Genomic DNA, 15784 nt, shown 5'->3' on the forward strand with positions numbered 1-15784 from the left:
TCATCCCCCGGACATTTTTTTGTTTGGGGGATTTATTTTTTTATCCTTTACCACAGTTAATCTCTTCTTAAAATGCAAGCTATAATATTTTAGTCACTCCTATTTTCCTTTTTCCGGCATTTTATTTATCTTTGCATCACTACCTAAACAACCCTTCATCAGTATATTTTATACACTTTAAACACAAATTTATGATTCCTAAAATAAAACGCGCTACAATTGTAGTGTTGGATAGCGCTGGCGTTGGTTATTTACCAGATGCTGCAGAATTTGGTGATGTTGGTTCCAATACATTTGGAAATATTGCCAAGCATTGTAATGGTATTAGCTTACCAAACATGGAAAAGTTAGGATTAGGTAACCTAACTGATATAAAAGGAGTTGCACCTTGCAACATGGTAAGTGGAGCTTACGGAAAAGCTGCAGAAGCATCAAAAGGCAAGGATACAACCACTGGTCATTGGGAAATAGCAGGAGTTAAGCTAGAACGAGCTTTCCCCACCTATGCAAATGGATTTTCAGAAAAAACCATTCAATTATTTGAAGAAAGAACTGGTAGAAAAGTGATGGCAAACAAGCCCGCTTCAGGAACTGCTATTCTTGACGAATATGGCGAAGAGCAAATGAAATCGGGCAACTGGATTGTTTATACTTCTGCCGATCCTGTCTTTCAAATTGCTGCTCACGAAGAAATTATTCCCTTAGAAGAATTATACCGAGCATGCGAAATAGCATTAGAAATTTGCACCGAGTTGGAACCTGTAGCTCGTGTAATTGCACGACCTTACTTAGGAAGTGGGGAAGGAAATTTTGCTAGGACCTCGAATCGTCACGATTATTCGGTGACACCACCCGCTCCTACTGTTCTCGATCGCTTAAGCGAAAGCGGATTGGATGTTATCGGTATTGGTAAAACAAAAGATATTTTTGCCGGACAAGGAATTACAGACTCCCGTGGAACTAATAAAGATAATTTGGATGGTATTAATAAAACCATAACTGCCTTAAAGGAAGATAGTAAAGGGTTGATATTCACAAATCTGGTCGATTTCGATATGCTATTTGGACATCGTAGAAATCCGGAAGGATACAAAGCTGCCTTGGAGGAATTTGATCGTTATTTGCCACAAATTCAGGCAAATTTAAAAGAAGATGAAATTTTGATTTTAACTGCCGATCATGGATGTGATCCTACTTATCCTGGAACCGATCATACAAGAGAATACATTCCAATAATGGTGTATGGTAAAAATATCAAACAGAATGTTAATTTGGGAACCAGAACATCTTTTACTGATATTGCTGCAACTATCGAGGAGCTTTTATTAGGAAATAAAGTAGAGGGAAGTTTTGCTAAGGAACTCTACCAGTAAACTTTAAGATATATTTCAAACTAAAAATGCCACTCCAAAAAGTTGAAGTGGCATTTTTTATTCCATTAAAAAATATCTTGTTTTGCTTATTCTTCCAGAAGTTTAAGCAAATGCTCATGTATTCCAATTTTATATCCGCGCGAAGCGAATTTAATATCGCCATTGGAATTCAAAACCAATAACAATGGCTTTTCAATTTTACCTGAAATGCCTAACTCCTTTTTTGCCTGTGTAATTAACTCATTATTCTTATCCTTATACAGCTCGTAATTCGATGGCATGTTGGCAAAAAAAGCTTCCGATAAATTCTCATCAGCTATTTCTTCAGCCTGAATTACTGCGATAGTACCATTCCATTCTTGGTATCGCTTTTTAGTATCTTTAAACTCTTCCATTAAATGGCGAGTTGGTTCTTTGCCTGGCTCCAACCACATCAGTACAATCGAGCCTTTATTTTCTAATGCTTTAAGTGATACACTTTCTCCTTTGTCGTTGAAAACCACCATTTTATCATCTATATGCCCAAGCAATTTACTTTCTACCTTTGGATCTCTGAATACCAAATCAACTTGTGTAGTTTGATCTTTCAAAACTTCAAAATGATTCAAATGCGTGTAAACAGTTCCATCGGCGCCACGCTTTCCAGTAACCAATCTATAGTTTCCTACTTCCAATTCTAATTTAGCTGGCAAATCGGATAATTTAGAATCCCAGCCATAATCAAGACTTTCGTAAGCTCCATCAATCATTTTTCCAATGGTAAAATGCATGTAATAACCTGGATCAAAATCTTTTAAAACGTTATTCAATGTTAAAAAACCCGTAATTGGTTGTGCATTTTCTTGTTTTTCAAAGTAAACGTTCATCCACTCATTTCCATCGAAATACTGTGGTGTTTTTTCTGCTGGTTCCAAACGCGAAGGAATTCCTAAACTTCTGCAAAGAGCTACAAAAAATACATCTCTCGATTCCGAATTCGAAATTCTTAGCTCGTAAACACCTTTAGGCGTAATTGGTAAGTTGTAATAATTTTCTACTTCAGTAATTTGTATCTCATGTAAAATCCATTGCTTAATTTGTTCAACTCTCTCCGCTCGCTCTCCAGTACATTTGCCTTCAAAAGCCTTCTGCAAATATCCTCTATAAGCAATTAACCACTCGTTGCTAATTCTTGGATTCAGAACATATTTCAAATAAACTTCCTTAGAGTCGTAATCTTCCAACTTGTATTTCCCTACAGTATTATTTAAATGATCTTCCAATATTGTAGATCTCGTGTCGCGTAAATCTTTATCAGCAACTAAATTGAGAAGATCTACTGCAAAAGCGCCATTCTCTTCAGTTGTAGCTTCAATAAATTGTTGAATTTCGTTCCAGTTCCCTTGACTTTTTTTGCAAGCATTCCAAATAAGTTGAGAATCCAAAGATTTTTTCTCAGCCAAACTACTGGCAGTAATTGAATCGATAAAAGTGGTTCTATAATCCATTCGAATGCTGTCTTCATAAGACAGTCGAATATCATTTTGTTTCTTTTTACTCTCATCCACCGAATAAGGATCTTTCTCTACCGGAGGAACCATATTTAAATCGGCAATTTTATCACCATAAAAACCACGTCCTAATTCCAAACGAAGCGTATCGGTTTGCTTCACGCTGATTTTTTTACCCGCATACTCTCCATCTTTACTAGTCCAAATAATCAAATCACCCAAACCTGTGGTGAGAAATGATACTCCATTAGAATCAGTTTTTTTACTGGCAATGGAATAAAACTCCGCATAGTTATACAAACCAAAATCTACCTTTGCATTTTCTACAGCTTTACCTGATTCATCAATAACTTGCACGTAAATTTTCTTCACATCAGCATAGTTTTCCACCACATTAATCTCTGTGAAATTATCGGAACGCTTTACAACTTCAGAATCACCATCAAAATCGCCAAAAACCTTGGTATGCACCAACATTGCCCTACGAGCAGGTTCGGTAAACCAACCCATATTCAAATCGGGTTCGGGTTCGCAAGCTCCTAAATACGACCATTTGCCATCTGTCCAAACTTCTACCCAAGCATGATTATCGTCGCTATGAGCCCAACGAGGTGTATAAACCTGACGGGCAGGAATGCCTACAGATCGCAATGCAGTAACTGTAAATGTTGATTCCTCGCCACACCTGCCCCAGGAAGTTCTTACAATACTTAACGGACCGCTTGTTCGAATATCGGTAGGAGCATAATTTACTTTTTCGTGGCACCAATGATTCACTTCCAGCACTGCTTCCTTCATCGACATAGCTTGCACACGAGGTTTTAATTCTTTCAGGAAAACCCATCGAGCAGCATCCAAATTTTCATTGTTTACACGATATGGCAATACAAAATGTCGAAACAATTCATCAGGCACCTTTTTTCCCCATTCGAAACTTTCTCGGGCCTCAAAGGCAGATCGCACTTGTTTAAGGAAAAAGTCGCCATTATAATCCGCTAAATCGCACAAAGGCATGTAGGCATACAAGAATTGTAATGCTTCTTTTTCTTCAGTAGTTATATTTTCCTGAAATACAGAGAAAAGTTCACCGGATCGATTGGATGCAAATTCTTTACGCTTTTCGAATCGCTTAGCAACTTTTGCACGAATAGTAGAATCTTGAATAAAATGCACATCGGAACAGCCCCAAAAGAAAATGAGACTAAGCAGAAGGATAGAAATCTTCCTCATTAGTAGAATAATTAGTTATTAGTCCTCGGCTTTTAGGATAGTTACAATTTTACAAATTTTCTTGGAGTCTGCCTCATAAAATTCAAATTCAGGCACATTTTCTTCACCTCCCATTGCAATTTTAGGATTCTGATATTCCATTTTACCTCTTACTAACGACTTTGCGGAACAATGAAACTCCTGAGCACCAGTGTGTTTTTTTAAGCTCAATATATTTTCATGATTGATTCCACTTCCCGGCACAATTACTATTCGTCCACTTGCCTTTTCAAGTAAGCCTTTCAATAAATCTTTACCCAATTCGGCAGTTTGCTCTCCTCCTGATGTTAGTATGCGATCGGCGCCCATCTCTATTAATTGCTCCAAAGCTTTAAAATGATCCTTCACCATATCAAAAGCTCTGTGAAAAGTGAAACTCATTGGTTTTGCTAAATCGATCAATTCCTTGGTTCTTTCCAGATCAATACTTCCATCAGAAAGTAAAACACCCGAAACAATTCCATCTACGCCACTATTTTTACATTGAATTATGTCCAATTTCATGCATTCAAACTCAATATCGGAATAGCAGAAATCAGCCCCACGAGGCCTAATAATTACATGTACAGGAATAGTAACCGATTCTTTGGTCAATTTTACAGAAGCAAAACTTGGTGTTGTTCCCCCTTCATAAACGCCAGCGCAAAGTTCAATTCGATCAGCACCAGATTGTTCTGCAATAATTGCTGATTGAATAGAATAACAACATATTTCGAGTAGAGATGTTTTCATGGTATAATAGTAATAAAAAAAAGTTACCTCGAATAAGGTAACTTGTTGTTAAAAAAAGTCAACACTCAACATTCTTTAATTTACATTTAAATGATTTTCATTTAAAAAATCAATAAAAGAGATTAAGCTTTGTTCATTTTTAGGATTGATTTTATTTTTCAGAATAAAATCATATAATTCAGCTTGTTCATTAAATTGTTTCTTTAATTTACTTTTCGTTTTCCCTAATTCAATTAAGCTAGTTCCTTTATATACAAAGTAGCTTTTTTCTTTTATTACCCTACTTGACTTTTGTCCTACATCCAATTGCACATTATAATTTGATGCTTGTAATTTAGCATCATATCTGCATAACAAAGAATTATCATCATCAATTATAACCTTATAAAAGCCTTGCTCTGTGAGTTTTAAAAAAATATCCGTTACAAACTGCTCCTCACCATCCGTAAAAATAATGCTTTTAACACGATATCTTGGCAATACTTTCACCTCTCCTTTATATTTAATTTCCAGCTCGTTTTTTTGCAAATCGATACGTGTTTCCATGCCTTTAATCACACTACTATCTGCGATCAGATAAATATCCGCTTTTTTCCAATCTTCGCATAAATAGAAGGTGCCAATCTGAGATTTTTTCACTTTCAATTTTAGTATATTTGGATCATTCAAAATATTTCCTTCAAACTCCATCATAGAATTTGTTTGAAATGTCTTACTATGTTGACCAAGACATAATTGGCTGAATAACAACAAAAGCCCTATCCCCATAATGACTTTTACTTTACTTAAACTAGTTCTTTCAGTATCTAATTTTGGTAGGTTAATTAATTTCATGTGCGTTTTGTGTGATTTAATTAATAAGGCATAAATGTATTTAATTTGAAGATCAAAACAATATTTAAATTAAGTAGATTATTAAACTAGAACTTAATAAACAAGCCATGAGTGATTTACATAACAACTAACATGATTTTGTTTTATAAGCTCCTCTGGTAAAGAAAGCACATTCCCTTCCAATTTTGCTATATAAATTAGTTAGATAAAAGTCCGAAACATATTGCTTTGGTTTGATTTTCGGGATAATTTAAAGATATTTGCATCGGAATTAACCCAACAAGAGAGTCAGTAAATATATACTTAATGAGAGATAAGGTTCTTCAATTAGCAAAAGAAAAGAATGCGGTTATTTTAGCGCATTATTACCAAACTCCTGACATTCAAGAGATAGCCGACTTTAAAGGCGATAGCTTGGCCTTAGCACAAAGGGCTTCGGAAGTAGATGCAGACATTATTTTGTTTGCAGGCGTTCATTTTATGGCTGAAACAGCTAAAATTTTAAACCCTACGCGTAAGGTACTTCTACCCGATTTAGAAGCAGGCTGTTCGCTAGCAGAATCGTGCCCAGCAGATGATTTTCGTAAATTTAAAGCACTTCATCCAGATCATATTGTTATTTCGTACATTAATTGTACTGCTGAAATAAAAACACTATCAGATGTGATTTGTACCTCGGGAAATGCAGTTCAAATTGTAGAATCTTTTCCTAAAGAGCAGAAAATAATTTTTGCTCCCGATAAGAATCTTGGTCGATACATTAATGAAGTAACAGGCCGACAGATGATTCTTTGGGATGGAGCCTGTGAAGTTCATGATATTCTTTCTTCGGAGAGAATTATAAAAATGAAAATTGAAAACCCTGATGCATTGCTAATTGCGCATCCAGAATGTGCACACCCAGTATTATTATTGGCCGATTTTGTGGGATCGACAACAGCAATGCTAGATTTTACAAAAAATAATAAATCGAAAAAGTTTATTGTTGCTACTGAAACAGGAATTCTTCATCAAATGAAAAAAGATTCTCCTGATAAAGAATTTTTAATTGTTCCGGCCGATGAAACCTGCTCGTGCAACGACTGTGCTTACATGAAATTGAATACCATGGAAAAATTATATTTAGCACTAAAAAACGAACAACCAGAAATCATATTACCAGCTGATGTAATGGAAAAAGCAAAAGCTCCAATTGTTAGAATGCTTGATTTATCGAGACATTTGATCAAATAAACAGCTACTCGCAATAGAAAAAGGGAGATCTTTTAAATCTCCCTTTTTCTATTGCTTTACTTTTCGTTCATTACACTTACCGAAGAAATTCCAGCTAATTTACAAGCCTCTTCGAAATGTAAGTCATCCAAGGCTTTATATAGAACTGCAAATGCAGAATGAATCCAAACAATAGAGACAAAGACGCCTACAAACAGACAAATAAATCCTAAAAGAAATACAAAAAAGGATAAAATTGCCATTCCAAAAATAGTCCAGAAATAACCTTTACTTAAATAATAACTAAGCTTAACAGCTTGTATTGGATCTACCTTTTTATCCATAATTAAAAAAGGAACAAAAATCATTTTACAAGCCAAGTAAATACCTGGAAGAATAAGAAATACAAAACCCATTCCCACAATTCCAATCACCAACAAATGACTTAATATCACAAATAGAAATTTTTTAAAACCATTTAAAATTTCTTCGAACTGAGGTTCTGTTTTTCTAGCTGCTTTTAGAAACATCCAATCTACACCGTAATTAAATGGCGTAATTATTAAAAAATAGTACAAAAAGCCAAAAAATTGAATCGACGACAGACCAATACTCAACGAATCTTTATCCTTCCATCCCATTTGATTGAAACCCATAGGTATTTCAATTAAACCAGAAACAATAATTGCAAGTAATAAGATTAAAAAATGATTCTTAAGAACACTCCAAGCCTCTTCAAAACAACCACCTACCGTTGGAAACACTTTTAAAATCAGATCCTCTTTACAATAATCTACTCTCATAAAACTATTTTTTTAATTAAATCCTTCCCATCCACTTTTCGGTTTTACTTCTTACGCAAAGGAGGGAATTTGTATTATTTTAAATAAATATAGAACATCTAAGCTTGCTAAAAAAGATCCCTGTAGGATAAAAAAGCAATAAGCTAAAAAAATAAATAGGGTAATTCCATACTAAAGCATCATAGTAGTAGAAGCAAGAAAATACTCGATCGATTTTCTCCGAAACTAAAAAAGTATCATCAATTAAATAAATCGCCATGAAAACAAAAATTAGATTTTATTTCGCAATTACTCTTTCTGCCTTTTTGTTTTTCTCTTTTAGCAATGTAATGGCAGCGGAGGGAAATAGTAGTAATGAAAAGAAAGAAAAAAACAAAGTTCAACAGGTTATTGACACCTTAAAATACGATGTTTACAAAGGGGAAATTAAAGATTCAAAAACCAATGAACCGCTAATGTTTGCAACTATTACCGTTCAAGGAGTTAATGTTGCAACTGTATCGAACAGTGATGGTGAATTTCTATTAAAAATAGCTAAAGACCTACCTGTTAATACGATAGAAATCACCTATATTGGATACAAAAATCTCGAAATTCCTATTTCTTCATTAAAAGAAAAGAAAAACATATTAAAGTTGGAATCTGTTACTATTCCTTTAGGACAAATTAATATTTACCCTTTAGATCCGCTATTTTTAGTAAAAAGTATTTTGGCTAAAGTAGCTCAAAACTATTCCACAGAACCCAATATGATGAAGGGTTTTTACCGTGAAACCGTGAAAAAAAACAGAACTTATGTAGCTATATCTGAGGCTGTTGTAAATGTTCATAAAGCTGGATACAAACAAATAAGAGATGATCAGGTACAGATATACAAAGGACGTAAAAGTCAAGATGTTAAGAAAATGGATACCTTACTATTCAAGTTGCAGGGCGGACCAAATACTTCCTTACTTTTGGATGTGATAAAAAATCCATACAACCTACTTTCCGAAGATTTTATAGAAAGCTATAATTTTTCGATAAAGTCGGTGACTAAAATAAACGACAAAATTCATTACGTCATTGAATTCAAACAAAAAGAGAATATCGATATCCCATTGTATTACGGATTACTATATATCGAATCGACAAATTTAGCCTTAGCTAGCGCCAAATTCAGTTTGAATTTAAGTAATGAAGACGAAGCAAGTAGAATGTTTATTAAACGCAAACCGGCAGGTGTTAAAGTAACTCCTACTTCGGCAGACTACCTGGTTAACTATACCGAAAAAGATGGTAAATGGTATTTCAATTATGCAAGAGGTGAAATTAACTTTAAGTGCAACTGGAAACGTAAATTATTCAACACCAACTATAGCGCAATGACTGAAATTGCGATTACCGACCGCGACGAACAAAATATTGTTCGCTTTAGAGGAGATGCTAAATTTAAAGTAAATCAGGTAATGGTTGAAGAGGTAAACAACTTTGCTGATGCTAATTTCTGGGGAGCATACAATACCATTGAACCAGACCAGTCGATTGAATCGGCAATCCGAAAATTGAAAAGAAAAGCCGACTAGTAAAGTTTTGAATTCAAAAAATACTAAAGTTAGTTAACCTACAAACTTTAAAAAATGAATTCAAAAATCAGAAAAGAGCCGTTCACTCCTATTTGGGGAAAACAGGAGCAACTTTAGAACGGTTCTTTTCACCATAATAATAAATTAAGTATGGACGAAAAAATGTAGAGATTAATAGTACAGATCTTTCCTCCAATGATTGAAAAATCCTAACTTAGAACGTAGAAAAAGCTTTTTACAACACGGGAAGAGATACAAAAATGCTGGAAGATAAAGACAACATACTTAAAAACATACAAAGAGGTAATTTACAAGAATTTGAAAAATTATTCAAAGCATTTTACCCCTCGCTATGTAATTACGCTCTACGATTTGTAAAAGATACCAATCAGGCTGAAGAAATTGTTCAGGAATTATTTTGTCAATTATGGGAAACAAGAAAGAATTTAAAAATACACACTTCCTTAAAAGCCTACCTTTACAAAGCAACTTATTTTAATAGTTTGCAGGTTTTACGAAAAAGAGGTGTAAAAACGCAGTACGAAGAATATATTAAAACCCACAAACCAGAAAGCTCATTGCCAATAAATTCGGTAGAAGAAAAAGAAATTTATAGCATCGTACAAAATACACTTGCTAATTTACCCGAACGATGTAGCCAAATATTTAAAATGAGTAGGTTCGAAGGTTTAAAATATCAGGAAATAGCAATTAAATTATCCGTTTCGGTAAAAACTGTTGAAGCAAATATGGGAAAGGCATTAAAAGCTTTCCGTAAAAATTTAAAAGATTACGTTGGAATTATTGTGCTATAAAGAACATGGAAGAAAAAAAATCACATAAAATTGAGTGGGAAATCATTTCGAAATACCTAAGTGGAGAAATGAGTGCGGAGGAAAAATTGGCATTTGAAAAGTTGATTGATTCCAATCCTAAGTATGCAAAAATTGTTACTGCATCCGATAAAGATTTAAACCTAATTCAAGAGATAAATGAAATTCAACAACAGTTTAATGCTGATGTTGCTTGGACTGCGGTAAAATCTAATTTAAGTAATTCTATTAAAGAGAATCCCTCGAAAACAATTCCTTTATTTTCGAGACAAAATGCGAAAAGAATCATGCAGATTGCGGCCATGTTACTAATTACCATTGGCCTTGGTTTTGCAAGCTATCGTATTTACACAGAACAACTTACTTCTTACCAAAGTATTTCATCGGAATTACATGAAAGTGGGAAAACAATTACATTGGCAGATGGCTCTACGGTAACACTTAATGGAAAATCAGAATTAGTTTACGAAAAATCGTTTGCCGGAAAAGAAAGACGAGTAAAACTAACAGGAGAAGCTTTTTTTAGTATTGCTAAAAACCCTGCAAAACCATTCATTATTTCGGTTGAGAATGCAGAAGTTAAAGTTTTAGGAACTTCATTCAACGTAAATGCCAACAATAAGCATGTAGAAGTACTAGTAGAAACAGGAAAAGTTCAATTTTCGCTTGCAAAAAAACCAACTACGAATATTATTCTTGAAAAAGGCGATTTTGGAGTTTTACAAGAAGAGTTTTTGGAGAAAAGAACGCAAAAAGATGAAAACTATCTTTCGTGGAAAACCCAGCTAATGGTTTTTAAAGCAATGAGTTTAAAAGATGTTGCCAAAGTAATTAACCGCACCTATCAAGTTTCTATTGAATTTAACGACCCAGCGATTCAAAATTTACCAATAACCACATCGTTTAATAAAACACCACTTAACGATGTTTTGGAAAACTTATGCCGACCATATCATCTTACTTACGAGAAAAATGGAGCTCAAATTATACTAAAAAAAGATCTTAAATAATTAATGTAACATGAAAAAATGGAAGACATATATCAATTGGCTTCAGAGCATCTTAACTTATACTCTGCTTGCGCTATTGTTATGCTTCTCTTCCACTGCCAAAGCGCAGAGTTCCCTTTTAAAAAATAAAATATCCATCGACATTACCGAACTTAGTATTAATGATGCTTTAGATTCTTTAGCGGCAAAAAACAATTGCTACTTTACCTATAATTCTGATTTATTTGCCAATAAAAAGAAACTTAGTTTGAAAGCAGACACGCTTGAATTCGAAATTTTATTGAAAAAAATAGTACAAGATACCAGTCTTACATTTCAAGTGGTAAACCAGCATATTATTATTGTCTCGGCAAAATACAAAACTAATAAACCAATTAATTCGAATTTGATCCCTTACCTTTCGTACCGAAACATTGGAGGAAAAATAACAAGTCAATCGGCCAATAAATCATTAGCCTACGCAAGTATCGGACTTAGAGGGAGACATGTTGGTACCATTAGTAATCAAGATGGCGAATTTTCTCTCACGGTTTCATCTCAAAACACAAACGATACACTGGTTGTTTCCTATGTTGGGTTTAAAAATTTTGAAATTCCGGTCGCCAAAATCCCGAACAAAAACCTACAAATCCAATTAAAAGAAGATTTTATTTCTCTTCAAGAGGTGATTATTCGAAACAATGATCCCAAATCATTATTAAAAGCTGCAATTAATAAAATTGGAACTAATTATCCACAACATGCTACTAATTTAACCTCCTTCTATCGGGAATCTGTACATAAAAACAATAAGTACATGATTTATTTGGAATCCGTTTTGGAAATTTACAAAAATGCATACTCCGAAAATGAACTAACAGATCGAGTAAAGGTATTTAAAAGTCGCAAAATTTATGACGTTTCCCGTTTGGATACCATTTCATTCCGGTTAAAAGGAGGAATTCAAGGATGCTTAATGTTAGATATTGTAAAAAATCGCCCCGAATTTTTGGATCCTGAGTGGATGGATTTTTATAACTATCACCTATCCGACATTAGCACATTCAACAACAGACCAGTTTATATTATTGAATTTCGGCCAAAACCAAATATAAACACTCCTCTTTTAGAAGGGAAACTAATTATTGAAACCCGTAGTTTAGCTATTATTAGTGCTGAGTTTGGATACAACAAAAACCTATTGCCCGAATTGGCAGACCGATTTATTAGCAAAGGAAATGCAAGAACTAAGGTACGTCCAACACAAGTATTGTATTCTGTAAACTATCGTAATATCGATGGAAAGTATTTTTTAAATCATACACTTGGAGACTTAAAATTTAAAGTGAAGAACAAAAAGAAACTGTTCTCCCAAACCTTCGCTACCACTTTCGAGATGGCTACAACAAAATTAGACACCAATAATGTGGTGAAATTTAGGCATCGGGAAACCATTGCCCCCACAACCATTCTTTCCACCGAAAACCTAACTTACGATCCTAAATTTTGGGGAAATCAAACCTTTATTAAACCCGAAGATAATATTAAGGAAGCCATTAAAAGAATCAGCAACAGCATGCAACAGGTTGCTATGGATACGAGCAAAACCGAATAAATTTGCTTTTTAAAACACCTTTACCCATGTACATTTGTCCCACTTGCAAAAGAAGTTTATCTGGTCCAAACCAAAACCACTCTTGTTTTATCACCAATAAAGAAACGCATTTGCAAAAAATGAAGGTGTAAATTTCGGAACTATTTGAAGCGCTTCTTACTTATCTAACCAACTTCGAGAAGATTGAAATTATCTATTTAAAAACTTGCATTTAATGTAAAATTGGAGCAACATTTTTATCTATTTACGCAAAAAGAAAACATCTGGTATTGGAGTTTCAATTGCAACGAGAAGAAGATCAATTTCCAATCTACCTGTGCAAACGCCTATCTAAAAATCGAGTACTACACCGTATTGCTATTACCGAATTATCCGATTTCGATCAGCAATTAAAAAATTGGTTGCAGGAAGCCTATCAAACTATCCGTAAATAAACATTTTGTATGATTATATTTTTCTTTGAAACAAATATTCTAAAAGTCTTTCTATTTTTGTATTTCTTTGCAAGAACTAAATTAGCAAGCTCAAATAAATGGGAAGTCGGATTAAAAAACTACTACAAAATTCACTTGGAATAATAATTGGTTCCGTATTTTTGTTTCTTACCCTCCGTAAGAAATCGATGACTCCCATATGGGAAAGTTTGGCTAATGCCGACTATTTTTTCATCATTTTAAGCTTTGTATGTTTATTTGTGATATTTTATCTACGTGCCTTGCGGTGGAAGTTAATCATTGAAGAATCGGGAGAAAAGCCAAAATCCGACAAGGTATTAACATCCATCCTACTCGGCTATTTTGTAAATAGTTTTACGCCCAAATTTGGAGAAATAATACGTTGCACCTCTCTACAAAAAACAGCAAATGTTCCAGTTTCTGTATCAATGGGTAGTGTTATGGCCGAACGAGCCTACGATTTGCTGATTTTGGGAATTGGTGTGTTCGCTATATTTTGGGTAGAGCTAGATCGGTTACAGAGCATTATCGACTCCACACTTGGCGGAATTTCGCACATTTATGGCTATCGCTATTTGTATGTAATTCCTTTTGCACTAGTGGTTCTGTTTATTCTATTTCTAATTAGCTTACGCAGATTAAAAAAATCGGAGCGTCGCCCGATTAAAAAAATCGTTGAATTTCTACAAAGTATGTTTTTATCCCTAAAGCAAGGATTATTACTTAAGAAAAGATTCCACTTTATCGTGCTAACCATTCTAATTTGGGCAATGCTAATTACTTTAAACTATATTTATCTGCTTTGCTTGCCCGAAACTTCATCCTATTCAATTAGTTTTGCCATTGTAGTTCTTTTTATTGGTGGTATTGGTTGGGCCTTGCCTAGTCCGGGTGGAATTGGAACCACTCACTTTTTACTACTGCAGTTATTCGTTGCCTTTCAATTAGATCCAAATGCTGGAATTAGTTTTGGAATTCTTTCTAATGGATTAACTTTTATTGGTACTATTGTAATTGGAGGTTACGGCTATTTTCGATATTGGGTAGAGACAAGAACCCTTGCGAAATCGGAAAAAAACAAATAAAATGCCCAATTGCCAATTGGGCTCGCAAAGAATTCTACAAAATCATATATTACACCTATCTTTGTCCAATAACAACACCTGAATACAAAAAATGAAATTTAGTCAATATAGTTTTTCCCCTGATATTAAAAGAAATTTAGAAGGTTTAGGTTTTAACCGACCTACCGACATTCAATTTAAAGCAATTCCTCCTATTGTAAGAGGAGAAGATGTGCTTGCTATTGCGCAAACGGGAACCGGAAAAACTGCAGCCTTTGCAATTCCTATTATCGATAAATTGCATAAAGCGAAAAAAAACAGAAGCAGCGAGGGTATTAAATGTGTTGTAATGGTTCCTACCCGCGAATTAGCCATACAAATTACCGAAGTTTTTCAGAAAATTGGGAAACATACAAAAGTAACTAGTTTTTGTGTATTTGGAGGAGTAGAACAAGCACCTCAAATTTCTAGTTTGCAAGGAGGGATTGATGTTTTAATTACCACTCCAGGCAGAATGTTTGATTTAACCAGTCAGGGATTTATTCAATTAGATCAAGTAGAAACCTTGGTTTTAGATGAAGCCGATCATATGTTGGATTTGGGCTTTATAAAAGACATACAGGATTTAATTCGTTTTCTACCTAAGAATCGTCAAACCTTATTCTTTTCGGCAACCATTACCCCTAAAATTAAAAAACTAGCCTATTCGTTGGTTCGAAGTGCAATTCGTATTCAAATTTCGCCTAAAGATCCTGTATCTAAAAACGTAGAGCACGGTGTTGCATTTGTAAAAATGGACGATAAACGTTTCTTTTTGGAACGTATGATTAAAGAACATACAGAAAGCAAAATACTTGTTTTTGTAAGAACAAAAGTAAGAGCCGAACGCGTTCATAAAGCTATGGAGCGAGTTGGAATTGTTACTCAAACCATTCACGGAGATAGAGAACAGAGTGATCGTTTAATTGCTTTAGAAGCTTTTAAAACAGGAAAAGTAAAAATATTAATCGCTACGGATGTTAGTGCCCGCGGTATTGATATTCCAAATGTTGATTACGTAGTTAATTACGACATGCCAGATGTTGCAGAAAACTACGTTCACCGAGTAGGTAGAACCGGACGTGGCATTAAAAAAGGTTTAGCGATATCTTTTTGTTGTCCAACCGACGAAAAAAAATTGCTGGCTGAAGTAGAAGCATTTACCGGTACCGAAATTCAGGTAATGGACATTTCGAAAGGAGATTACACCGCAACTATCGATTTTTCGGAAGACTATTCGAAAAGTTTGAAGGAGCTTATGGATGAAGCAGATAGTTTCCTTCAAAATCCCAAAAAGAAAAAATCAAAAAATAAAGTAGCAACAAAGAAAGCTCCTAAAAAGAAAAAATAGCGGTGAAAAAATTAAAACCTCAAAACCAAAAAATGAACTGCACCCCAAAAGTTGGACACAACATTTGGGGTGTTTTTTATGGAAAAGAAAAAGAGAAACAAATTTAGTATTGATGATCGCGAACGTGCAGTACTGAAAGTATTAAATGAAGGACGATCTT

General features: G+C 34.3%; 13 protein-coding genes. 9 read left to right on the top strand and 4 right to left on the bottom strand.

Translation table 11 applies throughout. The annotated features are described in order from the left end of the window. Nucleotides 1-191 precede the first annotated feature (191 nt). Entirely contained in the window at nt 192-1373 is a 1182-nt protein-coding gene (locus BZG02_RS19220) for a phosphopentomutase (protein WP_101263374.1), read from the top strand. Between the two features lie 86 nt (nt 1374-1459). Here BZG02_RS19220 and BZG02_RS19225 read toward each other — a convergent pair whose 3' ends face one another. From BZG02_RS19225 to BZG02_RS19235, 3 genes are all read right to left on the bottom strand, one after another. Then, nucleotides 1460-4093 carry a transglutaminase family protein gene (locus BZG02_RS19225; RefSeq protein WP_101263375.1) on the bottom strand — a complete coding sequence of 878 codons (2634 nt, stop codon included), beginning with the start codon at nt 4091-4093 and terminating at the stop codon, nt 1460-1462. An 18-nt stretch (nt 4094-4111) separates the two neighbouring features. Then, a complete protein-coding gene (locus BZG02_RS19230; RefSeq protein WP_101263376.1) occupies nt 4112-4864 on the bottom strand; it encodes a copper homeostasis protein CutC in 753 nt (250 codons plus the stop codon). Between the two features lie 75 nt (nt 4865-4939). Further along, complete coding sequence (locus tag BZG02_RS19235) at nt 4940-5698, bottom strand: hypothetical protein (RefSeq protein WP_143470524.1); 759 nt, start codon at nt 5696-5698, stop codon at nt 4940-4942. Nucleotides 5699-6004: 306 nt separating this feature from the next. Here BZG02_RS19235 and nadA point away from each other — a divergent pair, with 306 nt between their 5' ends. Further along, nucleotides 6005-6931, top strand: coding sequence for a quinolinate synthase NadA (gene nadA, locus BZG02_RS19240; protein WP_101263378.1), 927 nt, complete (start codon nt 6005-6007; stop codon nt 6929-6931). Nucleotides 6932-6987: 56 nt separating this feature from the next. On the opposite strand, the gene BZG02_RS19245 is transcribed toward nadA, so the two are convergent. Further along, nucleotides 6988-7713 (bottom strand): hypothetical protein, encoded by a 726-nt coding sequence (locus BZG02_RS19245; RefSeq protein WP_101263379.1) that lies wholly within the window; start codon nt 7711-7713, stop codon nt 6988-6990. A 257-nt stretch (nt 7714-7970) separates the two neighbouring features. Here BZG02_RS19245 and BZG02_RS19255 point away from each other — a divergent pair, with 257 nt between their 5' ends. From BZG02_RS19255 to BZG02_RS19280, 7 genes are all read left to right on the top strand, one after another. Further along, entirely contained in the window at nt 7971-9278 is a 1308-nt protein-coding gene (locus BZG02_RS19255) for a carboxypeptidase-like regulatory domain-containing protein (protein ID WP_101263381.1), read from the top strand. A gap of 260 nt (nt 9279-9538) precedes the next feature. After that, a complete protein-coding gene (locus tag BZG02_RS19260; RefSeq protein ID WP_101263382.1) occupies nt 9539-10093 on the top strand; it encodes an RNA polymerase sigma-70 factor in 555 nt (184 codons plus the stop codon). 5 nt (nt 10094-10098) lie between these two features. Next, entirely contained in the window at nt 10099-11121 is a 1023-nt protein-coding gene (locus BZG02_RS19265) for a FecR family protein (protein WP_101263383.1), read from the top strand. A gap of 10 nt (nt 11122-11131) precedes the next feature. Then, nucleotides 11132-12715 (top strand): carboxypeptidase-like regulatory domain-containing protein, encoded by a 1584-nt coding sequence (locus BZG02_RS19270; protein ID WP_101263384.1) that lies wholly within the window; start codon nt 11132-11134, stop codon nt 12713-12715. Nucleotides 12716-12936: 221 nt separating this feature from the next. After that, complete coding sequence (locus BZG02_RS20910; RefSeq protein WP_281253720.1) at nt 12937-13149, top strand: DUF5655 domain-containing protein; 213 nt, start codon at nt 12937-12939, stop codon at nt 13147-13149. A gap of 98 nt (nt 13150-13247) precedes the next feature. Further along, a complete protein-coding gene (locus BZG02_RS19275; RefSeq protein ID WP_101263385.1) occupies nt 13248-14255 on the top strand; it encodes a lysylphosphatidylglycerol synthase transmembrane domain-containing protein in 1008 nt (335 codons plus the stop codon). Nucleotides 14256-14346: 91 nt separating this feature from the next. Continuing rightward, nucleotides 14347-15624 (top strand): DEAD/DEAH box helicase, encoded by a 1278-nt coding sequence (locus BZG02_RS19280; protein WP_101263386.1) that lies wholly within the window; start codon nt 14347-14349, stop codon nt 15622-15624. Nucleotides 15625-15784 lie beyond the last annotated feature (160 nt).

It is taken from the genome of Labilibaculum filiforme (assembly GCF_002843315.1).
Taxonomy (GTDB): domain Bacteria; phylum Bacteroidota; class Bacteroidia; order Bacteroidales; family Marinifilaceae; genus Labilibaculum; species Labilibaculum filiforme.